Below are 26,837 nucleotides of genomic sequence, written 5' to 3'. Positions count from 1 at the left end.
ATGTGGTTGCAATGATTCATTTGATACAACGCAAAGCACCCGCGTCGCAGATTAGGATATAGTGTCTCCATGCCGCTGGTACAGGGCGCCGCAAGACGGGGATTTGGCTATTAAAGTAGTGTTCGCAAGTTTATTTTGCGAAAGAATGGTTTTTCTCAGTTTTGTTGGTATAATTGGGCATCGTTGGATTCGAGGTAGTAGTGCAGTTTGTCTGTCATTTCTTTCTTGCTTCAAACGATATAACGGGCGCAAGCCCAACTTAACTGAAATAGGAAATTGTAATGGCAACTGGCATCGTAAAATGGTTCAATGATTCGAAGGGTTTCGGCTTTATTACCCCTGACGAAGGCGGCGAAGATCTGTTCGCTCACTTCTCGGCTATCCAGTCGAACGGCTTCAAGTCCCTGCAAGAGAACCAACGCGTTTCTTTTGAAGTGACCGCTGGCCCTAAAGGCAAGCAAGCTTCGAACATTCAGCCAATCTAATACGCTGGATCAAACGAAATAAAGAAATCCTCGGTCTCCGAGGATTTTTTTTCGCCTGAATTTCTGTGAAGCATCGGTTGTGCGTGGGCTAGGTGGCTCTTTTGTCATGCTTTGCGTCACCGCTTAGGTCGGCTTACGCTGCGCTAAGCCGATCTGCGCCAACTAATGCTGATCCGGGTGCTAAGGTTGTTTCCTCATACGTCACGACGCCGGACAAAACCGTCGCGAGCGGAAGGACGAGGTGGCCGAGAAGCACAACCGTACTTGGTACGGGGGCGCCGAGCCGGTGAGCATCGCAGGCCGCCTATGCTGACGCGCAGCAGGTTTGGTCCCGCATCCTCAGATTGCACGTTCGCGCCAGTAGTCTGGCTGTGAGTATGAGTGCCTTAAAAAATCCACGAATGCCCGTATACGCAGCGGCAAGTGACGGCGCTGGGCGAACACGGCGTAGATATCGTTGCCCGGCGCGGCGAACTGGTCCAGTACCGTCACCAGCTGGCCCGAGGCGATCTCGGCGCCCACTTCCCACATCGAGCGCCACGCCAGGCCCTTGCCGGCCAGCGCCCAGTCGTGCAGCACTTCGCCATCGTTGCAGACCATATTGCCGGCCACCTTTAAAATCACATTCTTGCCGTTTTCGCGGAAAGTCCAGCCCCGTTGGCTGCCTTCGCTGCTGATCGCCAGGCAATTGTGTTTCGCCAGGTCGGCCGGGATGCGCGGCGTACCCGCCCGTTTCAAATAGGCGGGCGAGCCGACGAGCACGCGCTGGTTGTCCGCCAGCTTGGTGCTCACGAGCGAAGAGTCGGACAGGCTGGCGATGCGGATGGCCACGTCGATGCCTTCGCCGATCAGGTCGACGAGGCGGTCGTTCAGGTTCAGCGACACCGTCACGTCGCGGTGCTCGGCGACAAACGAGGGGATCAGGGGCGCCACATGCTGGCGGCCGAAGCCGGCCGGCGCGGAAATGAGCAGATGGCCGCTGGCCTTCACGCTGCGCTCGGCCACGGCCGCTTCCGCCTCTTCCAGTTCGCCCAGGATGCGCTGGCAATCTTCCAGGAAGGCGGCGCCTTCATTCGTCAGGGCCAGCTTGCGCGTCGTGCGCTGCAGTAATTTGACGCCCAGGCGCTGCTCCAGCGCATCGAGGCGCCGGCCTATCATGGCTGGCGCGATGCCTTCCGCGCGCGCGGCAGCCGACAGGCTGCCCTTGGCCACCACTTCCACGAAGGTCGATATTTGTCTGAACTGGCCCATGTCGTGCTCCCTTCATGTCATCACTTGTGATAAAAACGCATAGATGAAGTGATTTTTAATCTCGTTTCCATGCCTTATAGTGCAATACTATAGAACAAACGTGCCGCCCGGCAGAGTGTTTTTGCGCCTCTGTCCAGCTTGCCCGCGCAGTCGTTCGGCTTATACTTGGATCACCAGATTACCTTTGCTTATATTTACTAAAAACCGGAGAACTTCATGACGCAGAACACGATCGCACTTCCCGAAGGCATGCAAATCACGGGTGCCATTGCACCCGGCTACGAACAGATCCTGACTCCGGCCGCGCTGGCCTTGGTGGCCAAGCTGACGCGCGCCTTCGAGCCGCGCCGCCAGCAATTGCTGGCCGTGCGCGTGGAGCGGGCCAAGCGCCTCGACTCGGGCGAGCGTCCTGACTTCTTGCCAGAAACCGCACACATCCGCGACGGCGACTGGAAGATCGCGCCGATCCCGAAGGCGCTGGAATGCCGCCGCGTGGAAATCACCGGTCCCGTCGAGCGCAAGATGGTCATCAACGCCTTCAATTCCGGCGCGGACAGCTACATGACGGACTTCGAAGATTCGAACACGCCGAACTGGGATAACCAGCTGACGGGCCAGATCAATATGTTCGACGCCGTGCGCAAGACGATTTCGCTGGAGCAAAATGGCAAGTCCTACAAGCTGAACGACAAGATTGCCACCCTCGTCGTGCGTCCGCGCGGCTGGCACCTCGATGAAAAGCACGTGCTGGTCGATGGCAAGCGCATTTCCGGCGGCATTTTCGATTTCGCCCTGTTCATGTTCCATAACGCCAAGGAACAACTGGCGCGTGGCGCCGGCCCGTACTTTTACCTGCCGAAGATGGAATCGCACCTGGAAGCGCGCCTGTGGAACGACATCTTCGTCATGACGCAAAACGAATTGGGCTTGCCGCAAGGCACGATCAAGGCGACCGTGCTGATCGAAACCATTCTCGCCGCCTTCGAGATGGATGAAATCCTGTACGAATTGAAAGAACACAGCTCGGGCCTGAACGCGGGCCGCTGGGATTACATCTTCTCGTGCATCAAGAAATTCAAGTTGGACAAGGATTTCTGCCTGGCCGACCGCGCGAAAGTTACGATGACGGCGCCGTTCATGCGCGCCTACGCCTTGCTGCTGCTGAAAACTTGCCACAAACGGGGTGCGCCAGCCATCGGCGGCATGGCAGCCTTGATCCCGATCAAGAATGATCAGGAAAAGAACGACATCGCCATGGGCGGCGTGCGCAACGACAAGGCGCGCGACGCCACCGACGGCTATGACGGCGGCTGGGTTGCCCATCCGGGCCTGGTCGAGCTGGCCATGGGCGAGTTCACCAAAGTGTTGGGCGACAAGCCGAACCAGATCGACAAGCAGCGTCCCGACATCGACGTGAAAGCGTCGGACTTGCTGAATTTCCAGCCGGAAGCGCCGATCACGGAAGCGGGCTTGCGCTACAACATCAACGTGGGCATCCACTACCTGGGCAGCTGGCTGGCCGGCAATGGTTGCGTGCCCATCCACAACCTGATGGAAGATGCGGCCACGGCCGAGATCAGCCGTTCGCAAGTGTGGCAGTGGATTCGTTCGAGCAAGGGCGTGCTGGAAGATGGCCGCAAGGTGACGGCCGAGATGGTGCGCGCCATGATTCCGGAAGAGTTGGCCAAGGTGCAGCGCGATGCGCCGGGCGGCAACGGTCCGACCTACGTGCGCGCAGGCCAGATTTTCGAGGAAATGTCGACGTCGGAATCGTTCGCCGAATTCCTGACCTTGCCGTTGTACGAAGAAATCTGATCCTGATCAAATAACCGCATAAAAAAATCCCGGCGATGCCATCAGCATCTGCCGGGATTTTTTATGGCGGAAGGATAAGCTTAAAAATTATTTTTCCACATCCGCAAGGCTGCGAACGCTTCCACGGGCGACGCATCGGTGGCCAGCTTGCCTTCCACCTTCAGGCTAGTCAAAATCGCTGGTTCGCGGTAGCGCAGGAAGGGGTTCGTGGCTTTCTCAAGGGCAATGGTCGACGGTACGGTCGCTAAACCTTGCTGGCGCTTTTCCGTGTCGATGGCGATGCGTTCCTGCAAGGCCGCATTGCCCGGCTCGACGGCGTTGGCGAAGCGCAGATTGGACAAGGTGTACTCATGCGCGCAAAATACCTCGGTATCGTCGGGCAGGGCGGCCAGCTTGCCCAGCGAGTCGGCCATCTGGCCCGGCGTGCCTTCGAACAGGCGGCCGCAGCCGCCCGCAAACAGGGTGTCGCCGGAAAACAGCCAGGGTGCGCCGCTGCGCTCGTCGCGCTGGCGCACATAGGCGATATGGCCCTTGGTATGGCCGGGCACGTCGATGACGGCCAGTTGCAAGCCCAGCTCGGGCACGTGGGCGACATCGCCTTCGGCAAGCGGTTCCGTGATGGCTGTGATAGCCTCATTGCGCGGGCCGAAGACGGGGACGGCGAAATGCTGCAACAATTCAGGTACGCCGCCCGTGTGGTCGGCGTGGTGATGCGTGAGTAAAATGGCGGACAAGGTCAATTGATGGGCTTGCAGCGCATCGAGGATGGCCGTCGCATCGCCGGGGTCGACCACGGCGGCATGGCGGCCGTCATGGATCAGCCACAGGTAATTGTCGGCAAAGGCGGGCACGGCAAGTACCGATAAAGCGTGTTCAGGGGAGTGTGTCATGAGCAAAAGAGAAAACTGAATGGACAGTGTGGCATCCGAAAAATCCATTATAGCGCTTGACGGCTGGCTGCAGACACCGGCCGGTCTTTACGTGCGTGCCTGGGAGCAGCAATGCCTCGACAGCCTGACTGTCGATATCTTCGGTTTTAATGCCGTGCAGATCGGCTTGCCCCAGCTCGATGCGCTGGCGGCCAACCGCATGCCGAACAAATGGCTGCTCGATGCGCGCCTGCCGTCGCGTCCGCCGCAGGAAAGCCGCTTGACCCTCGTGTCGGCCTTCGACGAGCTGCCGTTCGACTCGCAAAGCCTGGACCTGGTGGTCTTGCCGCACGTCCTCGAATTTGCCGCCGAGCCGCACCAGGTCTTGCGCGAAGTGGAGCGCGTGCTGATCCCGGAAGGGCGCGTGATCGTCTGCGGCTTCAATCCGGCCAGCCTGTGGGGCATGCGGCAGGGACTGGGGCGGGTCACGGGACGCCACTACTTGCCGCGGGCTGGCGAGCTGATCTCTATGCCGCGCATGAAAGACTGGTTAAAATTGCTGAATATGGGCGTGAGCCAAAGCCACTTCGGCTGCTACGCGCCTGCCTGCAGAACAGAAAAATGGCTGCGCCGCAACGCCTTTATGGACAAGGCCGGTGCGCGCTGGTGGCCATATCTGGGCGCAGTGTATATAGTGCAGGCGATCAAGCGCGTCAAAGGGATGCGTTTGATCGGTCCGGCGTGGACCAAGAAACCGGCGACGGCGCCCGCAGGCGCACCGGTCACGAATAAAAGGCGGGAACAGCAAGATGGATAAGGTTGAGATTTACGCCGATGGCGCATGCAAGGGCAATCCCGGCACGGGCGGCTGGGGCGCGCTGATGGTGGCAGATGGCGCCAAGAAAGAAATTTACGGCGGGGAACTGAATACGACGAATAACCGCATGGAATTGAAGGCCGTGATCGAAGCTTTGACGGCGCTCAAACGTCCTTGCCAGGTGGTGCTGTATACCGATAGCCAGTACGTACAAAAGGGCATCAGTGAATGGATCCACGGCTGGAAAGCGCGCGGCTGGAAAACGGCGGCCAAGGCGCCCGTGAAAAACGTCGACCTGTGGCAGGCGCTGGACGCGGCCCAGGCCGTGCATGAAGTGGAATGGCGCTGGGTGCGCGGCCACAATGGCCATCCGGGAAATGAGCGGGCCGATCAGCTGGCCAACCTGGGCGTGGAAACCGTGCGCGCCTGAGAACGCCCAACCAAACCTGCTGCGCGTCGCGCTTTGCGGCCGGCGATGCTCACCGGCTCGGCGCCCCCGTACCAAGTACGGTTGCGCTTCTCTGCCACAAATCACTGCCGCTCGCTACGGTTTTGTTGAGCATTCGGGCATGCCGTGATGTAATCGAAGGGCACAGGTTTGCTATACTGTGCCCTTCGCTTTTTGCTTTTAAGACTGAATCTGCCATGCGTCAAATTGTCCTCGATACTGAAACCACCGGCCTGAACCCGCGCACGGGCGACCGCATCCTGGAGATCGGGGCGGTCGAACTGAACAACCGCATGCTGACGGGGAATAATTTCCACCATTACATCAATCCCGAGCGCGACTCTGAAGAGGGCGCGCTGGCCGTCCACGGATTGACGACGGAATTCCTCAGCGACAAGCCGAAATTCGCGGAAATCGCCGACGAGTTTCGCGCCTACATCGCCGACGCCGAACTGATTATCCACAACGCCCCGTTCGATATCGGCTTCCTGAACGCGGAATTCAAGCGCCTGAACTTGCCGCCAGTCCACGAGCAAGTGCATGGCGTGATCGACACACTGGTGCAGGCGAAGGAAATGCATCCGGGCAAGCGCAACTCGCTCGACGCCCTGTGCGACCGCTACGGCGTCTCGAATGCCCACCGCAAGCTGCACGGCGCGCTGCTCGACTCGGAATTGCTGGCCGACGTCTACCTGGCCATGACGCGCGGGCAAAACAGCCTGAGCATGGAAGAAGAGGTGGAAGTGGCTGCCGACGGCGCCGCCCTGGAAATCGTGCCCCTGGCTGAAGTCATCTTCCAGAGCGCCAGCGCCGACGAACTCGCCGCCCACGAAGCGACCATCGCCGGCCTCGACAAGGCCGCCAAAGGCCAGTGCATCTGGACCGCCGTCACGGCGCCGCCAGCGGCCGCGTGAGAAAGAAGCGGGCCACGATAAATTTCCTCTCGCCAGCCCTTGCAGATGCCGCAACACCTATGCGATAATTCGCCTCGCTTCGGGAGGTTAGCTCAGGGGTAGAGCACTGCATTCACACTGCAGGGGTCGCAAGTTCGAAACTTGCACTTCCCACCAAATTTAAGCTTTGAAATCAAGGTCTTGGCGTTCGCCGGCAGGTTTCAAGGCATCGGCAAATGCCGGCTTGATGGTGAAAAATAGGGGAATTCGACAAACGATTCCACCAACGCCAAAGGCCAATCATGGCATCATCCATTCCTCGCGGCATCCGGGTCATTGACTGGAAAAACGCCGACAAAACAAATCCATACGTTACAGAGTGCGCGTTGAACGTGGCGACTTCGTTGTTGACCGCTCGTTCGGGCAAGACGAGCTCGAGCGCGCCAAGATATTTTTGGCAGATACCAAGACTCCGCAGGGCCGGCTCCTGATAGCCCAAGGGCGAGACCGTGCGACCCTGATGGTCGACGAGGTTCACCGCGCTGGCGTGGAGTTGATCACGGAAGGGCGCTGCACGCTAAGCCACGCCATCGACAGCTACCTGCGCGCCTACGTCAATCCGCTGCTGGATTGCGGCGTCGACAAGGTCCAGCAAACAGCAAACAGCAAAGGCCGCCAGAGCGCGCTTGCAGAACTGTGGGAACATTGAGATCTCGCACATCAAGAGCGGGTTTTTCGTTCCTTCAGGGGCGCTTGCGAGCCTGCGAGAGCACGCCAAGGGCTTTGCCAAGAAAAAGATCGGTGATTTTTATATTGACGACCTGACCGAGCAGGATACGACTGAATACATCAATGTCAGATTGCGACAGGGCAAGGCCAAGAGCACGGTCAAGCGCGAGATATATGCCCTGCAAGCCGTCGTCAACAAGCTGCGCTTCACGGACAACAAGGCCTGGAAGCGCCTCAATGGCCACAATCCCTTTGCAGAAGCAGACAAGGCCAAGGTGAAGGGCGGCGAGCGGCGCCGACGACGGATCATCTCGCCGGACGAAGAGGAAGCGCTGCTTACGGAGCTGCGCAAATGCCGGAACAAGGAAATGCCGCTCATTTTTGCCGTCGCCATATCCACGGGCATGAGAAGGGCTGAAATACTCGGCCTGCTATGGTCGCAAATCGATGTGGAGCGCGGAGTCATCAATCTCGATGCGGATCAGACGAAGGCGGACGAGGAGCGCCTGGTTATTTTGCTGCCGGAGGCCGTGGCAGCGTTTAAGGTTATTCCGCGAGTGGATGAGCGAGTCTTTCACTACAAGATCGAGGGCTTCAAGACGGTATTTCGCCGGGTGCTGGAGCGGGCGAAGCTTGATGGCATTCATATGCACGATACTCGTCGCTCTTTCATTTCCAGAGTGCTTAAAGACATCACCTCTTCGCCAGTGGCCATTGCAGATATGATCGGCGCCCGCAGCGTGGCGAATTTGCAGAAGCGGACCATCGAGCGCATCCGGCAAGGCAATATGATCGACGCTGGCTTCATTCAAACTGAGGAGGAGCTTCGATCAGTCGTTGGGCACAAGGACGGGCAAACGACCGCGCGCTACGCGAACATGGCCCCAGAGAAGAAGGGTTCAGGGGAAAAGTAGTGCATTTTTACCGGAGTGTCATCTTGATTAAGTCCGGTCAGCTCTTCGGAGTGAGCGTGTTCGATAAGAAGAGGCGTGGAGAACCTGGTTCAGTATACGGCTAGTGCTACGAACAGTCCGTCGGCGTCGTCATAAGCTGACGGCCGCTTTTACTTTTTCCCGGACCTCTTCCAAATAGTGGCCTTTCCCTTTCCGCATCACAGACCAGTAGCGAGCAGCTCCCTTGCAGAAGTCCTGCTCGCTGAATTCCACAGTTTTATTTTGGGCGACGAGCTTGGTAAGAATTTTCACCGCACATCGCAGATTGACCACAGGGCCTTCGAGGATGTGAGCTTTTGGGTATAGCCTTTCCAGCTTATAGGGTATTTCGCCCTCGTAGCTCAACTGCAGAAGGCTTATGGAGCCTACGTCTAGCGGTGGCGGCTCATAAACATCCTGAAACATGAAATTGATGAGGATGACGGTCACCTTATCATTTGCACCAATCGCACTGGGATTTAATAATGACGCTTTGGCTTGCTGTTTATTTGCCCATGGCAACGACGCAGGCTGCCGCATTAGCCGGAACCTGAACGGCTCTGGCGCGCACGCCTAGCTTTATAAAATCAGCTAACTTTGCCGCAGACTCCGCTTCTTTTTTTGAGTTTACTTCATTCGCTTCGGCTATCGCCAGTTCTTGTTCATATCTACTAAGTAGTTGGCCCGATTTTTGTTTTGCGTCCAATGCATCTTTTTGTAAGGATAGCTCCCTAGCTAACGTCACTTTGGCATTTTCTAGCGACTGATTCACTTTTTCAAGCGTGATTGTTTCCGTATTCTTGGTAATGTGAAGACTTTTTTGGCTCTGCTCAAGGGCTGCAAGATCCGATTTGCTTTGACTTACGGCCCACTGAGCTTGGTCGGCTTTCGTCTTTACTTCGTCCAGTTTTGCGGCAGTCTTATTGAAATCGTTCTGGGCGTCGCCTAGCATCTTAGTTGCATTTTTGACAGCTTGCGAGGCCGTTGCTGCTTTTGTCAGTGCCGTTTGAGCATTTTGCGCGGCGGCATCATACATTTCCTTGGTATCCGTCGCGTCCGCATCTTTTTTCGCGGCTGACTTGTTGCTTGCCGCGGCTTGAATGTCGGACAATGACACGGTTGAGATCGTGACTGACGCTTGAAGGGAGCGAAGCTTCTCATCGACCCTCCCGATGGAGCTATGCAAACTAGCATACATGCCCGCCAGGGTTTCGTATGCAGCGGTAGTGTCCGCATTGTTCGCGCCGACAAGAACAAAGTCGACCTTGGATTGAGTGAACACACCCTCGGGCGTGTAGGCAAGGCTCCAAAAGCTTGGAGCGACGGACGAAAGCTCAGTCGATATACAGTTTAAAGCTTCCGCCGCCAACGCATAGTTGGCAGATTGAACAGCCAAATTGTAGTGGCTACCCCAAAGATTGGATAATCCGGCGGCCCCGGCGCCGGTATTTCTGACAGCATTGCTTTTGGTCGCGATGCCAATCGCCGAAATCAAAATACCTGCGAACTGCGTATTGCTAATGACATCCATCTCGGTTAGGAGGTGTGTTCGTTGAGAGCTGTATGCAGATTTTAGCGCCATAATTTGGCTTTGGACGCCATTTAAGGTCGTTTCTACAGGCATGATCGCGACAGACTCGTCAAACGAAGTGTCATAGATCACCGATTTCCCGTTGACCATGTATTGCGCCTTCAATCCGGCACTTTTCTCGGCGGGGGTGGCAGGCTTGATAGCGGGGGTGGCGACGGTATTTGGCAAAACGCTGCAGCCACATAGAGCGGAGATGGCAAGTCCAACAAGCAGTGTTATATGAGGTGATGACTTGTTATAAGTCGAACCAGCTACCAGAGCCGCCATTGGACGGCATTTGGTTAGCACGGTTACGCGATCAGGAATGCACATGGAAGGGCCCCGCAAGTAAATCATAAATCCTCCAAACGTTTGACACGTTTGATAATTATCAAACGGGAATCAATTCCTGAGAATTTATTTTTATTTTTAGGGGGGGGTGTTGTCAATCAGGCACACTACTAAATTACAAGTAATGCCTGAACGCTTGGCGTAGGGCGTATGACAGGACAAGAATATATGCATGGTCCTAAGTAATCCTCAGGAAATTATTGTGAATTTATGACGAACAGAACCGGATGCTATGCAAGGCGCCCGCTGCGACGCAGTGCGAGCACTGCTAGCAGTGGGCAACGCCGCAGAGCGCCGGTTATGGAAGTCAGAAATCACAATAATTTATTGGGGGTTACTTAGTGGGCAGAGCTCTGTGAGTGGGTGACGAAATCGAGCAGGGATTTAGACTACTGCGCCTTGGCGTGAGTGGTCCGTTTGATGCTGCCACTCCCCCAAGTTGGGCATCGATTTACGCAACAAACTGGGTTATTGGTTGGCGGGACCTGATACCTTGGATTGGAATATGGCGCATTGGGGGATTCACAGCCTATTGGCGATTCAACCATTTGGATGTCTGAGAGTTTAATTCCAAGAATGCATAGAAAAAATCCACTTCCAAAAATCCATTCTATTCTAGATAACGTTGTATCATGGCAACCAACGAGCGCGAAAGTATGTTCGCAGAAAAGTTTCGGTGCTGTTTTTTATGGGCGCCTAGCATGGGCACACCCGCGCTTCCATGGCTGCGACCTACGCGGCCATTTTCGTTTGCGGGCCATCCTTGCCGTGCATAGATCCGGCGCTTGCCGAAGCATCGTCAAAATATCAAACTGGGAATCTGGAATGCCGAACTCGCTTGCCTATCACGTTGTCGTAAATGCGCTCGAGGGCAAGGCTGGCTGGACGCCGATGACCAGGTTCGTCTCGGCGGTGTCGCACGCCATCAGTGGCCACCTGCCGTATCAGCGCTACCATGCCGCCGGCCGCGTCAGAAAGGCTGAGGGAGCTGGGGCCGGTGTCGTCGAGCGCATGGTCAACGACTTCCTCGCCACCGACATCAATCCAGGCTATCTGCTTCTCTCGTCATTCCAGCGCGAAGCCGATGTGCTTGTCGCGTTTAACGCCTATAACCAGTCCGCGAAACTCGGCGTGCAAACCAGCCTCGGCTCAAGTGGCTACGCGCGCCGGCTCAATAGCGGCTCGCGCAACAGTTCGCACAATGCCAATGGCAATGGCGCAGATGGATCGCTCATGGCTCATGGCGACGATCCTGATAGCTGTCGCCAAGGCACCTTGGCGATTGTGGAGACCATGATGGCGACCACACGACGCAATGCGCAGTTGCCGAGCGGAGCAGAGAGGCGCGGCTTGAGCACCACTGCCAAGATCCTGGGTGTGGAGGCGTCCGCTGTCGGAGAAGTGGCTCTGGTGTTTGAAAGCGAGGGACACATTCCCATCGCAAGTGTTGCCCGCAAGCTTGGTTGTCATCAGCGGACTTTGGAGCGCCGGTTGAGGGAGTCAAATATAACGGCCGAAGCGCTTAGACAAGCGTCGCGCTTGGTTCGCGCATCGCATCGCCTCTCATCCTTGGATAGCCTTACGATGATTGCCTTTGACGAAGGTTTTTCTGATTTGGCCCACATGACCAGGGCATTTCAAACCGCATCGGGAATGCCTCCTAGTCTCATACGCAAGTTGATGCGCCTTAGCCAAAATACCTTGCCAGCGCTAAGCCCCAGCCTTTAACTGCCCATCTTGTCATAAGCCCTTTATTGCTGAGGGTTTCGACAGCCTTGGGCTTTGATCGCTCTTAACGTGGGCTTTGACAGGCGTTAAAGGCCACATCCTTCTTTATTCCCTTCCATTTTCACTTCCAATTCCACTTCTTCTTGCTGCCGACATAGTTCTATCTGATGGCGTGTAGGGCGCGCGCCAACGTTCGGTCGCGAGCGGTGACTCCGCATGCACGGGTTGCCGCGTTTGTTCGCTGGTTTGCCATTTACGTCCGCCTATATCTACCCCGGATTCAACGCGCGAGCATTCGTGGCTCCTCTTGCGCCACGCCTCGCGCTCCGCAGACATCCCATTTCGCAGTCCCTCGCTTGGGATGGCATCTCGCTCTGAGGCCGATCTGAGTTCAATAGCGTCAATTTCAATATCGTCAATATTGCCAATCTGTTTGCTGGTGTCGCATAGATTCAATCTTTTCGACAGCCGTTGCGTTATTTTTCTGGTTGTCGGAGAGCAATGGAATGCTTAATCACCGGCGCTGGAGTTTGCGTTCTCTATTTCGAGATTTTTTTTGCATTTTTCTTCTGCTGCCCCGTTGAGGGAGTGTCGGGGGAAGAAATGGTTGAGCGAAAGCCGTTGTTAGCCCTACCCCTCAGGTAGCCGGCAGTGGCGCGCGCCTGATCGACGACGAATGCTCGGTCCTCTGGGGAAAGGCCGCTGAGATGGGCTTCAATGGCCGCGGCTTGGTCGGTTTTGCGATCGCTGGATGTCAGCAGCAATTCATCCATTCTGCATTCAAAGAGCTCCGCAAGCTCTGACAGGCGAGGGATGGATGGCAGGACGATGCCACGTTCAAGTCGCGAGATGGCCTCGTTGCCGATTCCCAAGCGCTCGGCAACATCCTCTTGCGTGAGGCCGACTCGGACTCTGTGGCTCGCGATGGCGGCGCCCACTGTTTGGGAAATTTTTTTGAGTCGTTGAGATTCCATGGGGCGTCCTTGTGATGGTTCAACCCGAATGGTGGCTACTAGGCTTATTTGTTTGAAGGACTTAAAAAGTTGAAACACAACTAAAATAGTTTATTATTCGTTCGCTGCATGTTTTTCTCTCATGCAATGTCCCGGAACCCCTAGGTTTGAACAGGCAACAAATTGAAAGGTGTAAGAATGTCTAATTCCCCGAAAAGCTTGCTCGCTAGCATCATATATTTCGCGATCAAAGTTTTGTGTTCGGTGGTAGCGGTAGTGACCACGCCCAAACCTGCGGTGTTAGCTGCGGTGTTTGTTTTCTGGATTTGGCAATTGGTCGCACACTACCGGCGCGGCCTCGTCGCCCTCAAAGCGGCATTGAAGCGGGGTGAAAGTGTGAATCCCAGAGCGGTGTGGTTCAGTAAATTCAAACACAAATTCGTGCTCTCAATCATGGCGTCGGTGGTCTACCCGATGCTTGGGATTCCCGCGGTGATTATTTTCTGGATCGTGGATTTGGCATTCCTCAACCGGCAAAAAGCTGCGGTTCGCGCCGCCGCGCCGCCTACCTACGCAGACAAGGCCGGCGTCGCCAGTGGCGACGTGAACGGAGCGGAGTGGGGCTATTCCTGTTCTCGGTTCGATTTGATGATCAATTTCGAGTGCGACGAGGCAAGGTTGGTATGCCATGTCGACAATGTCGGTGTAACTATCCTGGGTATTAAAGCTGACATTTCGACGCGTTTTGATCGCACTTTCCGGCTGTCAGATTTGGCCTGTGCCGTCGAAGAAAATAGCACTAGCATTTACTTTTTTGCATTCTCTCAAGAGGTTGTGGTTGGAACACCTATCAGCGTGAAATGGCGAGGCGACGAGCTTGTCAGAGAAGGCTCTGCCCGCCTTGAACGAAAATGGCATTCCACGCCTGACTTTGGTGCATCCTTCTACGAGATCGGCCCGGTGCTGGCGAGCGACTTCAATCGTTACTGGATGCCGATTGAAAAAAGAATATTTTCAATGGGACACGCGAGAGCGGATGCCTATGTCACCGAGCATCAGGATAGCTTGGCTGCGGTGAGGCTTAGCGCACGCGCTGCATGGAAGGCTGAACGCGAAATCAGCATGGCGCGCGTGAGCGAGCTTAAAGAGCTTGCAGGGCTTGGCGAGGCATTTTTAGAAAATGCCTTGTATGACAACGGCTCGCTAGCATGGACCATTGCTGCCGACAAGAGTGGCCGCGCTGTCGTTGAGTTGAATGGCGACGTGTGGATCGGGTCACTCAAAGACGCTTGCGCGACGGCGAGCTTGGATGAAATTCCCGCAAAAACCGACGGCGCCGCGCCCACCTTTGCGCTGGGAATAGTCGTCAAGGATGACGAGTTTGAGCGCTCGCAGCTCCGCAAGCGCCGCTTCCAGCTCATGGTTGGCTATCCGAAGGCGCAAATTACAACCTGGATCGATCGAATTGAGATCCTTGCTCGATAGCAGGCGCTGGACTAGGACGCTGGGCAAGGCACACGCCTCGCCCAGTGATCGTTGCCGCTGCTGCGGCCACAGCATTCATCTGTTTTAATTAACTTATAGGAAATACTGATGCGTAAAATTTTATCCGCGCCTTTGATTGCGCTCGTCCCATTTGTGCTGTCCGCATGCGCCAACCCCGGCATGCAGGGAGGCTCGAATGTCCAGCTTCAGCAAGCGATCAACACAGTGGGCGCGATGCTTAACGGAACGGTGCCGACCTCTGCAACGGGCAACGGTCCAACTAGCCAGCCAGCAGCGCCCGTGATCGCTGCCGGTGAGGGCACTCCGAAGTTTATCAATGGAGTAAGAATTATCATCGACGGCCCGCACCCGACAGATCATCGTTGGGCGGGAAAGTCCATAGAGAGCACTCCGCTCTACAAGCTGTTTGAGCGCTACCCGCTGGAGAGCTTTGGGAATTTCTGGCCACGCGTAAGCATTCACATTGATGACTATTCCGAGACGCTGGGTTCAAGGGAGCATTCTGGCACCAGATACACGCAATCAATGAATCAGGCACGCCCGTTGGAATGCATTAAATTTAGTGCGCTGATATGGAGCTCTGAGAAGAAATCTCAGAAAGTTGATGGTGTTGTGATTTGCAGTGTGGATATCAAGTCGGACGACAGATATCTGTCCCTTGGCGCCATGCGCGCTTATCGAGGAATTATGTCGCCATCGATGTATTCCTCTCAGCAGCTCAGGACAGCAGGGCCACGAATTCCGCGCCAACTATTGCCGCAATCAACAGGCGAAGACAATACGTTTTATTCGAACGCCGATTACCTTATTTCGTCCATGTTCGTCAAGATGTCCTATCAGGGACCGATTGATGGGGATGCGCGGCTCTGGTTCGTTAATCTGACCAATGCCAAGTTCTGATTAATCCAAAGGGAATGTAAACGCGTCTATGCCGCGTGTTGTTAAATTGTCTGCAGCCTGAAATTGACTTTCGGCTTTCGGACAGGCTCCCTGTCGAGAGCCTGTTCGAAAGAACTGCGGCACCTTGATCACGTTGGCATGGCACCTGAGACCATCGCATAGGTGCTTGAGGGCGAAAATATAGACTAGAAGACAGCCATGGGAAAAATGAGCCGCCGAGTGAATTCGGAAGCTCATTTTTTTTATACACCTGACGCACCAGAGGTGTATGCAATGCGTATCGCCAGCGGCGGTCTGAGTCGGCTCGCCATGATGGTCTCGCGGAGCGGTCGTGCTAATCATCCGCATCAAAAAAATCTTCACGTTCGAGAGTCTGCAACCTGCTGGGACTGGAACAGTGGCTCCGCACAGAGAGAGTGGAGGAGGCTTGCTTGTCGGTGTTGATATGATTGAAGCCATGCTACGATGATTCACCACACGAAATGAAGGCGATGGATGTTACCAGATCAACTTATGCGAGATGTCAGGGACCCAAGAGCATGGAGGCGTGAGAGTTCAATCATGAGAATTTCCGCTGAGGCGCTATGGGAGCAATTTGAGCATGCTCTCATCGAGTCCGTCAAAGGTGGAGTCGTGAACGACGAGGTTTTTGATATAGCTTTAGGCTACATGCAGTCGTCGAAGCTACTTTATGGCCTGGCCCTTGAAAATGCTTTAAAAGCCGAAATTGTTGAGATCAATCCAGAGGATGTCGAGCTGAAAATCCAGCAGGATGGCGCAGGAAAACCGACGCGCGCTCACATCAAAAGCCTGGGCGTGTCCAATGGGCATGATCTCATCGCCTTAGCTGAGAAAGCTGGCATTTTTGGCCCAAAATTCTCGACGATTCTAATCGATGCAAGAAGTGCTTTCGCCTTTCGTGAGGTTTGCCGGCATCTGATGGAGATGGTGGTTTGGCAAGGGCGATATCCTGTGCCCATGACCTCCAAAGAGCCGGTCATATTCGACAGGTCTTTGCCTAGCAGTCTTCAAAACCACTATATCCGCGATATCCTTGACCCCATGCTCGACGCGTTGCAAATTCTGTCGCGAGATATGCCTCTGTCGTTGCCAACAATTGAGCAACTGCCATAATTGCCAGCGCCGTATACCAACTCTTTTTCAGGAAAAATTGCCTTTTTAGTAGGAAATGGATGCAAAGGTAAATATTGAATTAAGATGACCTTTTAAAGATTAAAAGGTTGGATCATATGAGAAGAGGAAACTCAGCAGCTGGAGCAGCTCCCAAAAAGGCGAAAGTGGCAATTGTGCTCATCTTCGACGTGGACGAAAATGGGAAGCCGATTCATGACAAATATATGTATGCCGTCGTCACGCTGGGCGTGCCGCCCCAGATACTCCTCACGACAGAGACCTTCAATGAAGCCGTTGATTGGGCGTTAAACAACGGCTATCAGCTCGACGATACACATCAGCCATCTTGATCGTTGGACTGTCGCCGAATGTCTGTGATCTTTAACTCTGCCAATGGCGTCCATACGGCCTGCATTCCGCCGTTGTGAGTCCCCTGCCAATGCTCAATGGAGGCCGATGTCGCCAAATCCGCCTCAACCTTTGCTTGGTCGGCTGGAACTCGGTGGAGTGCGGCTAGGAATGCTTGGTGCCAAAATTCGGAAACGGTCATCACTTTCTCCTTAGAGGTAACCCGGCGACTTTGGCGCATCGATCACAAAAGTCAATAGGATTAAGCACAAATTGGACGTATTTATGGCGACGGCCATATCAATCAGCAAGAAGGCGGCTTTCGGGCTGACTGCCGCAAGGATGAATAAATGGCTTAAACAGCCAATGATGTGGATTGCCAGCGGCGCCACTCAATTGCGTCTACCATGGAGATCCGATGCCATAGCGAAAGACTGACATGCTTTTTGATTTCTGGCGGGACTTGTCCATAGACGACAAGATGCATCCGCTTGATATTCCACTGCTTGGCCAAAATGCCAGCGTTTTCCAGATGACGCTTCCGCCCGGTCATGTCAACGGAAGGCTAAAAGACGCTCCTGTGGTCGCCTGCTATCTCAACCCCGGGTATGAGGCGGAGGATTCGGAATTGGCGCAAAGCGCCGATGCGAAGCGAGCGCTGTTCGAACAAATTCGCGGCGAGAGCAATTTTCCCATGCAGTTCGCAGGATGGCGCAAGTGGTATTTGGAAAGGGTAGGCAGGATTGATTTGCCGCCTGAGCAACTTGCCAGCACCGTTGCGGTGTTCAATGTCTTGGCATATGCATCAAAAAATTCAAAAAAGGTGAAGCGCTCGCTGGTTAAAAAACTGCCTAGCTGCATCATGGCTAGACGGCATCTCCATGAGGTGTTGATTCCAGAGGCTTTGCGCGGCGACAGGTTTCTGGTGATTGCGCGAGGCGCGTGGGCGTGGCAAATCGACCGCTCGATCGAGTGTGAAACGATTAGATTCGCCCCCAACCCTGTCGGCGGACACTTCGGTCCTGCCATCGGCGCAGAGATCACAAGATGGTTGGACTTCAAGAAACTAAGCGCACGTTAAAGGCTTTCCATTGTGTGCAGTTGCTTTACGAGAGCTTTTCATTATCGCGGTCCTGGGGACCAAAGGAATATGTCGCATTGGCATACATAGCCACGTCAAACGTTGCTATTGAGCGGGCCGGCGCATAGGCCACACGTCCGCCGTTGAAATCCAATATTTGTTCTTAATAACGCTTAAAATTGCCAGAGTCTGGCCCAGCCAAGTAGGCGGCCGCCACAGGTCAAAACTCCATCGATTCTAGCTGCGCGCCTACTGCGCCGGCTTCGTCAGCATGAAAAGCCGTGGCCCGCCACGTTCCATCTTGCGTTGCTTGGCAAGCGAAGAAGGTATGCCGAAGCGGCGATGCGCTGATGGCCACGCACAATGGACCTGCTGGATCGATTCCAACAATCTCCACGCGAGCGTCAGTGCTGGCTTGGACGGCCCGACCGTCAATGTTCAGCATGTCGGCGTCGAAAGCCATGGACACCTTGCCTTTTGACTCGCGATCGATCTTAGTCTCGATCCAGGCAGCGCGCGTCAGCGCTAGGCGCCGGATGGGAAGACCAAATTGCTCCTCAGCCGTTCCGAGCCACATTGCCATGGAGATTGCCGCCTCCGGGCCGGGCCTCGCGGCGTCCAAAAGCTCGAGGACCGGGGCGAGGGCCTTGTTGAGCCCGGCGACCAGCGCTTCGATGCGGATTTGGGAATTTATCATCGACGCCGCCAAAGTTTCAAAGCGTTGATTTATGTTCTGTCGCAGGGCGTCCAAGGCAGGGAATCCATCCGAAAATTCTGATAGATGCTCTACGATTTGATGCTCTTCGTTCAATTTCGATGACGCGATGTAGGCTGCCAGCGCCTTGTGAGGAGACTCCTCATAGCCCAGCTTCTTGGCGATCGCCATGAGCAGCACCTTGCGCTCTTTGCTTAGTCGTAGAAATACTCCCTTTTGGTCCCATGGGTTGTTGCTGATTTCTGTCGCCGACATTTGGTTGCTCTCCTTTGATATCGAAATGTGTATCCCATTGGGCGGACATAGACGACGCCTTTGTAAAGGACTTTTGCGAAAGATGCTTTTATTCAGCGTGGATGTTCGATATACGTTTCTAAGCTAGGCTTCTCAGATGTCTTCCAGGCGTTTTTGTATCTTGTATATGCCACCGGATGGTTCGCCGCATGTCTCTCGTTCAACGCATTACCCCCTCATATACACCACTCATAGCAGCGCTCCTAGCATTCATCTCACCTGTTCTCCGAACTGAAAAATCTCTAGCGAACCAGACCTAACTCGGGCTCTCCAAGCAGGTTGGCCGATGGCCTTTTATATGGAACTTGCCCATGGACCGAGCCCCGAGAGCCAGTGATGGAGTGCACAGCTAAACCTATGGGGGAAGAGGGCAGCCAGGTGGACAATGGAGAGAAGCGGATAGAGCATGGCGCTGGGGAGATGGCGCCGACATTGGCCATGATATTGGGACTGGCGATGCCGTTGGCAGTGGGGCCGAAAGGCCGAGAGTCCGAACGCATTCGCCGGATTGCCCTCGAAATGAGATTTCGGAACGATGTTGCCCAGCGTGGGGAAGATGCGCTCGCTGGCGCCTTTGGCGACTCATAATCGAGCGTGGTCCCCTTCGCGCGGCTGCGCCTCATGCCAAAGGCCAGGACATCCATCGCCTTGCTTCGTTCGCTTGGCGCTCCGTCCTGCTGTTGATGGGATTCGGGATCTCCAGCTCCCAAGGCGCCAAGGTTTGCGTAAATGGTGGTGGCGAAGCGGGAGCGGCTGGCGGCAACATAGCTCCATTCGCGATCCGCCATACGTGGATTCACCAGGACATAGGCCGATTCGAATGTGCGCCCTTGGCTCTTGTGATTCGTCAGACAAAAGGCATGGTCAAAGCGCCCAAACGATGCGGGTATGCGAACAATCTTTTCCTGGCGCTCGTTTGGCTCGTCGAGCTCCACCACGAGCATGACGCCGGCCGCGGCGCGCTCAATTGCCGCAATGCTGGCCGCCACGCCATTTGAGATGCCCAGCGACCTGTTATTTTTTGTAAAGACGATGCGATCACCAGGCGCGAAGCGCTTGATGTCGGTAGTGTCGTCGCGGTGGATGATCTCGGCCTCAATTCCATCCGCATCGCGAACGATGCCTCTTCCCACAAGAGCGGCCCGCGCCTTGGCATTGAGCTCCGCGACCTCGGCGCGCGTGCCGGCGATGATGGCCTTCTGCGGCAATGCGGCCTTGTCCTGGTCCCACGCCTCGATCAACTGGGCAACGGTGGCGGAGTGCCCCGAAACCAATTTAAGGCGTCCGCGCTCGTCAAGCATCTCCAGGCCGGCGCGTGCCTCGCCGGTGGCGAAGAGCTCCACGGTCTTGCGCATCCATTCAAAATCGTAGCGGTCTCTCCATTTTTCAAAGGCCCGCGCCAACTTGGCGTCGCCCGAGCAAATCGATTCGAGCGCCTGCAGCCGCGCCTCCTCCGGCGCCTCGCGCAAGGCCTGGATTTGAATCTTCGACAGACTACCGCGCTCTTCGAGCCATTTGAGAAGGGGAGAGAAGTCGGTCCGCTGTCGCTGGATGTTGGAAATCTCGGCCTTGCCGTGGCGGATGGCTAGCGCCCGAAAAATCCCGCCCGCGTCGATGGGTTGAAGCTGTTTGGCGTCGCCGACCGAAACCAGCTTCGCCCCCGCCTTGATGGCCTCGGCCTGCAGGAGGCCAAACTCTCGGGAGCCGACCATGCCAGCCTCGTCGAGGATCAAGATGCTTTTGGAATCTAGTTTCATTCTGCCCTTCTGAAGCGACAGGAGCAGGCTGGCGATCGTGCGCGAAGGGATGCCCGCCTCTCGCGCCAAGTTCAAGCTTGCCGCTGCCGACTGGCAGCAGCCCGAGACGTTGAACCCTGCGGCCGCATATGCCACGCCCAAGGCTTTCAAGAGCGTCGTCTTACCCGTGCCCGCCCAGCCTTCCACGAAGGCATGCCTGCCGGTGTCGCAGGCGATGTGCAGGGCGGCGGCGCGCTGCTGATCCAGGGAGACCCCGACTCCCAGCTTGGCGCGGAGCTGCTGCTCCAGGCGGTCGAACTCATGGCCGACGATGGAGCGGGCAACCTGGTGGGATCGATCCGGGGAGAGCCGTTCCACCGAGGCGCTGATCGAGGCTTCAAGATCCAGGGTGGCCCTGGAGGTGAATATTTCTGTGAGGTGCTCGGTGCGGCCAAGTTGAACGACATTGGAGTGAGCCATGAACTGTTCGAGCTCCGCCAGGCATTCCTCCGCGTTCCATTGACCCATGGCCTTTTCGCAGATGAGCGCGAGTGCGTCCTGCGCGGTCGCGCAAGACTTGCTTTCCATAAGTTCGGCCAAGACTGCGTCGCGATCGATTTCAAAAGGTGTTTCACTCTCATGTTGTGCAGTCTTGCCGCCAGACTTGCCGCGGCCGGTCTGCATTGACGCGACGGCTTCTAGCGTCAGGCCCAGTTTTGCAGCCATTTCCTTGAAGCTCTCAAGCAGATCCGGCAGCGAGGGCTCGGCTTTGGCGGAGCGAGTGTTGAGGGCGGCAATTTCCCGCGCGACGGCGCCATCCGCCCCAAGCATGCCACATTCGCGCAAATATTCTGCAATTTGCTTGGAGCGCGTCGACAGGGCATCTCGTTGGCCTTGGTCGATTCCGCGAATTGTAAAGTAGGGGCCTGCTGGCTCCACTTCGAAGCCAAGGCCCCGCAGCCGGCTCGCGAGCTCGACGCGAAAGAGAATGCCTGTGGCAATCTTCGCCTCAAACTGGGCGCGGTGCTCCACGGCGCTCCATTCCTCGCTATTTTTGCGCTTGGCCAAGTTGAAGAAGAAGCCATGGATATGCAACTGGGGTTCGCCGGCGCGGCTGCTGAAATGCGTATAGCATGCTGAGATCGTGGCCCCCGCCTGCTGCTTTACTCTGCCGCCTTGGCCGTGCCTGGTGATCGAGTTTTTCTCAACATAGGCCAGAGCGCTTTTTGCCGAGTCCTGCAGGCAAGCGATGAGCGCGTCGCGCGTCCCTCTGTCTGCGCCGGCAAAGATCGCCGAGACATCTTTGACAGCGGAGAAGGTCATGTCGAGCCCCATGACATGATTGTCGCCGGCACCTTTGACCAAGGCCTCGCCTGATAGAGGATGAAATCCCTTCGCCAAGCGCTCTACATGCTCGCGCTCGGCATGGTCAGAAAGCCCGAGCAGCGCGGCGCCGCCACCAGTCCAGAATGGCAGAGGCCCCAAGTCCCCATCAGGTCCCCGAGCATAGTCGTCAAAGTCTCCTCGCTGGCGCGTCGTGTCCATAGGGCCGCCAAGATAATGCAAGTATCCCTTGGAACTGTGGCCTTTTTTAGCTTGGTTCGATGCAGAATTTATTTTCGTGATTGAAAGCAAATGACACCTCCTTATTGAATAGCAAGCTGGCTCGCCTTTGGCGCTTTGCTTTTCAAATTTCCTTGCCCAGAAAGGGGCGAAAACAAGGGGTGGCTGGGAAGCCACCCCAAGCCGAGCGTTAGTCCATCCGTTCGGCCAGCTCATCGCCCCTAAGATTTGCGTATCGGACCAGCATGGATACGTCGCTATGGCCGACAATCGCCATGATTTCAAAGACCGACAACTTGCGCTTGTAGAGCACCATCCGACTGATCGCCTCGTGGCGAAGATCATGGAATCTAAAATCAATCAGTCCGGCCCTAGTCACAAATTTATGGAATCCTGAGGAAACACTGAGCGGAAGGCCTAAGAGATGGAAGACCCGGGAGTTGCCAGCGACTGCCTCTTGCTGAAGATTCTGCATGAAGGCTATGGCCTTGAAAGAAAGCGGCACTGCGCGAACCTTTCTTCCCTTGGTTTTTATCGCGGGAATCGTCCATAACCTTCTATCAAGGTCAAACTCATCCCATTCGGCCAAGACAAGTTCCTGCAAGCGAGCGCCAGTCTCAAGCGCCATTTGCATGAGATGGAACCATTGATTCCGAGATGGCGCCTTGCATGCTTTGAGGACCGCCTCCAAGCGTAGCTGCTCTGGTTCGGAAAGGCGTCGCGTGCGCCTATTTTCCCAATGTTTCGGGAAGTGTTTTTTGGAGAAGTTGAGCTGCTGGGCCGGAAGGTTGAGGGTCTCCGCTCGCCACCTGCAGGCCATCGACATAATTTGCAGATGAACCGCGATGGTTGAATAGCTGAATGTAGTGCCAATTCTGGTTTTTTTTGTCAGCATGCGTGCGATGTAATTTTTATTCCACAAGGGTGTCACGTCCTTGAGCGTGATATTGCCAATCACGCGCAAAATCGTCGGCGCTGTTTTTTTATGTCGCGGAATAGATTCATCGCTTTCGCAAAAAACTTGGACAATGTCTCGCAGGCGCTCATCCATCAGGCCGGCGAGCGTAGCTTGTTTTTTGTCGAGGCGCTTCATTTTTTTCGATCGTTCCTCCGCAAGCTTTTTAAGCTTTGCCTCGATAATCTTCGAAAAATCTTCGGCATCGCATCTTTGCTCAAAGGTTTTCACAACTGAGGTTTGCCCCTTGACTCGAATGGTTGCCTGCCAAGTGCTCGGCTTGTTCTTGCGTGGTCGTTCAACGATGGTAGCCATATTTTTCTCCTGGGTTTGGTTTGAAGGTGCACCGCATACTTCCGATGAATGGGCTTTTCTGCCGGCCGCATGTCGGATCTATAAACGGGGTTTTAGCAGCGCTAATGCCGCGCTACATCCACAGACAACAAATCCCGTAAACGAGAAGGCAGCGCAAGGCCTTGCGGGTTATGATTTCGGGCGCGTCTACACAAAAAACCTACCTCGCGGAGCACCAAAAACTCTCTCAAACCACACTAAATACAGTCGTGTAACGACATAAAATTATCTTTTGAGCCACAAAACATTGCGTAATGTGAGTTTTTTGGGGCATATGAAGCAGATGAATTAAATCGGTGCAGCGTAGTGCAGCGGAGAAGTATCCGATGAGCGGTAATTTTGTTGTGTAGCGGGCTTGATTTAAAAGCGGTGTTCGAGGGATGCCGCAGTTTAGAATTCTGGTCGGTCAACGTCGAAGTAGGCGGAAATGCAAATATTTACTTTTGGATGTGAACTGAAAACGTTCTGCGCCGAAACGACGAACCATGCGAGAAGCATGGTTCGCGAAGAAATCCAGTTTGAGATGAAAGCCCATCAGCTTAATGGCGCGCTGCGTTAAGGATGGCTATAGCCGTATAGAGGTTCGAGAAAACGCTCCCACGGCCAGATGATCACGCCTTCATCTGTCGACGCAACGGCACCATGAGATCCTCGGCGAGCTCGGTAGCTTGGAAGAGCAATGCAGCCCGCGGCCGATCGGTGGACGAGGTAGGCGCCTGTTTCCCGCTAGCCATGCGCATTGTTCCGGAATTCGGACTGGCTTCCTGCTCCGCTCGCGTTCGCCAGCCCATATAGTCACTCGCCTCGATCGATGCTGCCAATGCGACGTGCGTAATGCGCTGGGTCGGGTCGATTTTATCTAAAAGCCATGCTCCGAATGCCAAGGCTGCGCTGAGTTCTCGCAATACGTCTTCTTCGATGATGGCAAAGGCGCCGAATCCGCTGCGATTGTCGAGCTCTGTTCGATCTAGGCAGAGGCGGAGTAAAATCGAGCCGTTTTCTTCAAGTTGGATTTTAGCGCCGCGCTCCTGCTCCAACACGAGAGCAGCGCCTTCGATACCACAGTCAACCCCCTTCGACCTGACAAACAGTTTTGGCTCGATAAAAAGAGCCTGTTGGTGGAGCGCTTCGGCCAGAGCGGGAGCCTCCAACTCGGCTGGACGCAGAATTTGTTGGATGGGGCCACCAACGATGCTGACCAGGAGGGTCGGGGAGGCATGGCTGTTTTGCCGAGCCTTGGGCAGCAAGCTTAGAGCCGCAGCCGACAGCGCAGCCTTGTCGAGAGGCCCTGCCGTGTTCGCGAGCTGGTAGTCGTGGAGGGCGCGCGTAACAAGGTCCCGGAGTTCGTCGGCAGTTTTAAAGCCTGCGCGAAAATGTCCAGCCTGCCAAGCACCCACCTCGGAGATAAACTTCGCCTGCTGATCGTCTCGCTCAACACCCTCTTGCACAAACATCAAGATAGGTTTGCTTCCCCGAGCTTCGAGATACTCTTCATGAGTAGGGGAGACTCCTGACGAGCCTTGGATATATCCGTAACGGGAGCCAAGTATGAGGACTACCAAGTCCGCTGACCGCAATCCCTGCAGACACGCGATTTGGGGCGAAGTGGCCTGCGCGCCGAAGTCTTCCGCAACTACGGGTTCGTGGCGCAGGGCGACAATCGCTGACTGCGCTGCCGCTCGGAACTGCTCGAATCCACCGATTAGTGAACTGATGAAAATTTTCATGCAAAGTCTCCAATGTTTGGCCATCAATCTATATTGTAATCGCTCTCACGTTGGGGCTTTTCACGTTTCTATCTTCGGCTTGCGCAAATAATTCTTAGGCCAAGCCGACAGCGAAAAATCATCAATTCTCACAAAGGATAAGGGCCGATTACGACGAGCACGGCATTTCCGCAGATGGCAGGGATTGGAATTCCAATAAGTCCGCGGCGGGAGCGTCGCGGAAGCTTCGAGGTTGGCGCTGGGAGTTGGCGCGGCTTGCCCAAAGGCAAAGCCGCGGTCAACGGTCTTCTATTCTATATCTATTAATAATCTATAGATGTAGGCCCTGCGTCCGGTTTAAACCCGAGGAACTTCCTACTGAACCCCGAGCATCTTTCCTATTAAACCCGAGTTATTTTGGTGAATTTCCCATTTGCACCCGAGCAATTTCCTGATTAAACCCGAGCTGGCGAGCATTCCGAAAATTCATCCGCTCCGTTAAACCCGTCAGCCCGTTTTTTTGATGAACAGATTATCCCAAGTCAGGTCGGGACGCTCACAGCGCGACCCTGCGAGTCGTCGGATAGGACAGGTCGTTTGGTTCGTCGGAGGATTCATGCCAAGACGGGGCAGAGTAGGATGGCTGCTCTGGCCCGTGTGTGATGACAACAGTCCAAGAGTCGCTGGACTTCCTGTTTCTGATAATTTCGAAGTCTGCGACAAGCAAGGTTGCAGAGTTTTTCAACTCTGTCAGAGCGGTAAGTATCACCGCTGGAAACTTCCGTTGCTTTCCCTCGAAGCCGCACAGTTCTCGTATATAGCCGATCGTAAGCCCAGGGAAGCTTTTGTGGGTGGATAGAAAATCATGGAGCCACTGAGCGAGCGAGTAAGCTAGCCCATTGCGGCGGCCACAATTAACTTTGAATTGATAGTCTAGGCTCAAGGCCGCGGCCATCCATGGCATGTCCATCTCAACAAAATACTTCTTTTCTTGGCGATAGGCGGCCGCGACCAGCTTCCCTGTGTGGGCATGGCCGTCGTGAAGCGTCACTTCTATGGTCGCGCGCGACAATCGCTCGACGCTTTGCCAGATCCGCCGCAAGGCGCCGCCGCAGTGGTCCGACGACCCCATCAGCGTTGCAATTGCCGCCAGCTCTATGCGGATAGGAACATTATGGGCAGGCGCTTGCTTGACGATGTTCATGACGGCATGCCAGACCTGTTTATCCCTCATATACAGCCGTTCGCCACAGAGCGTTAACGCGTATTTCCCCTGTGCCTTTACTGGGCCATTGTGGGGTATGCCTGGCACAGTCCGGCCCGAGCTAAATAGGGCACTTCTTGCCAAAAATGCGGGGCATCGATCAGGGTCAAAGAAGCTCGGCAGGCGCAAAGGGCAATTTTTAGCCACTGGCAGAGCTATTTTCTCAATTTCCCGCGTGTTCTTGACCGGGACAGACTGAGGTGCAATGAAAGTGCCTGCACTGCGTGGCCCAGCAGGCTGCGGAAGATCCCAGTCATCTTCTGGCGCCGGAGCCTCTATTGCTACGCCTTCTTGTCCATAGTTTGTCATCATCTTTTCCTCTCGTGGTGATTTCATGTGATCTGCCTCCCGGAATGGAAAGCGATTAGGCCGAATGCTCGGCGCCTGCGATGACAGGCGTGCGTCGTCAAGCCCTGACAGGTTTGCTGGGCAGTGTCGGA

At 55.3% G+C, this 26,837-nt stretch carries 23 protein-coding genes and 1 tRNA gene; 14 read left to right on the top strand and 10 right to left on the bottom strand.

The features are described from left to right. Window positions 1–281 precede the first annotated feature (281 nt). A complete protein-coding gene (locus tag BZG29_RS17260; RefSeq protein WP_010398811.1) occupies window positions 282–485 on the top strand; it encodes a cold-shock protein in 204 nt (67 codons plus the stop codon). 339 nt (window positions 486–824) lie between these two features. Here the strand turns inward: BZG29_RS17260 and BZG29_RS17255 are convergent, their stop codons facing one another. Beyond that, window positions 825–1,736, bottom strand: coding sequence for a LysR family transcriptional regulator (locus BZG29_RS17255; protein ID WP_035819455.1), 912 nt, complete (start codon window positions 1,734–1,736; stop codon window positions 825–827). 216 nt (window positions 1,737–1,952) lie between these two features. Here BZG29_RS17255 and aceB point away from each other — a divergent pair, with 216 nt between their 5' ends. Then, complete coding sequence (gene aceB / locus BZG29_RS17250) at window positions 1,953–3,551, top strand: malate synthase A (RefSeq protein WP_077405454.1); 1,599 nt, start codon at window positions 1,953–1,955, stop codon at window positions 3,549–3,551. 80 nt (window positions 3,552–3,631) lie between these two features. On the opposite strand, the gene gloB is transcribed toward aceB, so the two are convergent. Continuing rightward, complete coding sequence (gloB, locus tag BZG29_RS17245) at window positions 3,632–4,441, bottom strand: hydroxyacylglutathione hydrolase (protein WP_077405451.1); 810 nt, start codon at window positions 4,439–4,441, stop codon at window positions 3,632–3,634. Between the two features lie 19 nt (window positions 4,442–4,460). Here gloB and BZG29_RS17240 point away from each other — a divergent pair, with 19 nt between their 5' ends. The 6 genes from BZG29_RS17240 (at window position 4,461) to BZG29_RS17220 (ending at window position 8,221) form a co-directional block, all read left to right on the top strand. Then, the gene (locus tag BZG29_RS17240; protein WP_077405448.1) at window positions 4,461–5,237 is read left to right on the top strand and encodes a class I SAM-dependent methyltransferase; all 777 of its coding nucleotides are present in this window, start codon (window positions 4,461–4,463) and stop codon (window positions 5,235–5,237) included. Beyond that, the gene (gene rnhA / locus BZG29_RS17235) at window positions 5,230–5,667 is read left to right on the top strand and encodes a ribonuclease HI (RefSeq protein WP_077405445.1); all 438 of its coding nucleotides are present in this window, start codon (window positions 5,230–5,232) and stop codon (window positions 5,665–5,667) included. Before BZG29_RS17240 ends, rnhA begins: the two co-directional genes overlap by 8 nt. A 215-nt stretch (window positions 5,668–5,882) precedes the next feature. Beyond that, complete coding sequence (gene dnaQ, locus BZG29_RS17230) at window positions 5,883–6,599, top strand: DNA polymerase III subunit epsilon (RefSeq protein WP_077405442.1); 717 nt, start codon at window positions 5,883–5,885, stop codon at window positions 6,597–6,599. Window positions 6,600–6,680: 81 nt separating this feature from the next. Then, window positions 6,681–6,755, top strand: a tRNA-Val gene (locus tag BZG29_RS17225). A 202-nt stretch (window positions 6,756–6,957) separates the two neighbouring features. Further along, entirely contained in the window at window positions 6,958–7,287 is a 330-nt protein-coding gene (locus tag BZG29_RS28540; RefSeq protein ID WP_253192617.1) for a hypothetical protein, read from the top strand. Further along, window positions 7,265–8,221 carry a tyrosine-type recombinase/integrase gene (locus BZG29_RS17220; protein WP_253192616.1) on the top strand — a complete coding sequence of 319 codons (957 nt, stop codon included), beginning with the start codon at window positions 7,265–7,267 and terminating at the stop codon, window positions 8,219–8,221. Before BZG29_RS28540 ends, BZG29_RS17220 begins: the two co-directional genes overlap by 23 nt. A gap of 129 nt (window positions 8,222–8,350) precedes the next feature. Here BZG29_RS17220 and BZG29_RS17215 read toward each other — a convergent pair whose 3' ends face one another. Next, the gene (locus tag BZG29_RS17215) at window positions 8,351–8,689 is read right to left on the bottom strand and encodes a hypothetical protein (RefSeq protein ID WP_077405440.1); all 339 of its coding nucleotides are present in this window, start codon (window positions 8,687–8,689) and stop codon (window positions 8,351–8,353) included. A gap of 55 nt (window positions 8,690–8,744) precedes the next feature. Continuing rightward, on the bottom strand, window positions 8,745–10,142 hold the full coding sequence (locus BZG29_RS17210) for a hypothetical protein (protein ID WP_150130974.1): 1,398 nt from the start codon (window positions 10,140–10,142) through the stop codon (window positions 8,745–8,747). Between the two features lie 843 nt (window positions 10,143–10,985). On the opposite strand from BZG29_RS17210, the gene BZG29_RS17205 reads away from it, so the two are divergent. Next, window positions 10,986–11,888 carry a helix-turn-helix domain-containing protein gene (locus tag BZG29_RS17205; RefSeq protein WP_171985040.1) on the top strand — a complete coding sequence of 301 codons (903 nt, stop codon included), beginning with the start codon at window positions 10,986–10,988 and terminating at the stop codon, window positions 11,886–11,888. 539 nt (window positions 11,889–12,427) lie between these two features. Here the strand turns inward: BZG29_RS17205 and BZG29_RS17200 are convergent. Continuing rightward, a complete protein-coding gene (locus BZG29_RS17200; RefSeq protein WP_077405431.1) occupies window positions 12,428–12,862 on the bottom strand; it encodes a helix-turn-helix transcriptional regulator in 435 nt (144 codons plus the stop codon). A gap of 177 nt (window positions 12,863–13,039) precedes the next feature. Between BZG29_RS17200 and BZG29_RS17195 the strand changes: the two genes are divergently transcribed. From BZG29_RS17195 to BZG29_RS17165, 5 genes are all read left to right on the top strand, one after another. Next, window positions 13,040–14,326: a hypothetical protein gene (locus BZG29_RS17195; RefSeq protein WP_077405428.1), complete on the top strand. Its 1,287-nt coding sequence runs from the start codon at window positions 13,040–13,042 to the stop codon at window positions 14,324–14,326. Between the two features lie 108 nt (window positions 14,327–14,434). After that, entirely contained in the window at window positions 14,435–15,247 is an 813-nt protein-coding gene (locus BZG29_RS17190; RefSeq protein ID WP_077405425.1) for a hypothetical protein, read from the top strand. 561 nt (window positions 15,248–15,808) lie between these two features. Beyond that, window positions 15,809–16,381, top strand: a complete 573-nt coding sequence (locus BZG29_RS17185; RefSeq protein WP_077405422.1) for a hypothetical protein — start codon at window positions 15,809–15,811, stop codon at window positions 16,379–16,381. A 116-nt stretch (window positions 16,382–16,497) separates the two neighbouring features. Further along, on the top strand, window positions 16,498–16,731 hold the full coding sequence (locus tag BZG29_RS17180; protein ID WP_150130973.1) for a hypothetical protein: 234 nt from the start codon (window positions 16,498–16,500) through the stop codon (window positions 16,729–16,731). 437 nt (window positions 16,732–17,168) lie between these two features. Then, window positions 17,169–17,810: a hypothetical protein gene (locus tag BZG29_RS17165; protein WP_077405411.1), complete on the top strand. Its 642-nt coding sequence runs from the start codon at window positions 17,169–17,171 to the stop codon at window positions 17,808–17,810. 220 nt (window positions 17,811–18,030) lie between these two features. Here BZG29_RS17165 and BZG29_RS17160 read toward each other — a convergent pair whose 3' ends face one another. From BZG29_RS17160 to BZG29_RS27860, 5 genes are all read right to left on the bottom strand, one after another. Continuing rightward, the gene (locus tag BZG29_RS17160) at window positions 18,031–18,780 is read right to left on the bottom strand and encodes a hypothetical protein (protein ID WP_077405408.1); all 750 of its coding nucleotides are present in this window, start codon (window positions 18,778–18,780) and stop codon (window positions 18,031–18,033) included. Window positions 18,781–19,061: 281 nt separating this feature from the next. Beyond that, a complete protein-coding gene (gene mobF, locus BZG29_RS17155; RefSeq protein ID WP_253192615.1) occupies window positions 19,062–22,100 on the bottom strand; it encodes a MobF family relaxase in 3,039 nt (1,012 codons plus the stop codon). Window positions 22,101–22,308: 208 nt separating this feature from the next. Continuing rightward, a complete protein-coding gene (locus tag BZG29_RS17150) occupies window positions 22,309–23,388 on the bottom strand; it encodes a site-specific integrase (protein ID WP_077405401.1) in 1,080 nt (359 codons plus the stop codon). A gap of 650 nt (window positions 23,389–24,038) precedes the next feature. After that, window positions 24,039–25,154, bottom strand: coding sequence for a DUF4062 domain-containing protein (locus tag BZG29_RS17145; protein WP_171985039.1), 1,116 nt, complete (start codon window positions 25,152–25,154; stop codon window positions 24,039–24,041). A gap of 535 nt (window positions 25,155–25,689) precedes the next feature. Next, a complete protein-coding gene (locus BZG29_RS27860; protein ID WP_150130972.1) occupies window positions 25,690–26,733 on the bottom strand; it encodes a hypothetical protein in 1,044 nt (347 codons plus the stop codon). Window positions 26,734–26,837: the final 104 nt, after the last annotated feature.

The sequence above is a fragment of the Janthinobacterium sp. LM6 genome, assembly GCF_002002885.1.
GTDB lineage: Bacteria > Pseudomonadota > Gammaproteobacteria > Burkholderiales > Burkholderiaceae_D > Janthinobacterium > Janthinobacterium kumbetense.
The sequence above is the reverse complement of the archived record's forward strand: the minus strand, read 5'-3'. Positions and strand labels throughout refer to the sequence as shown.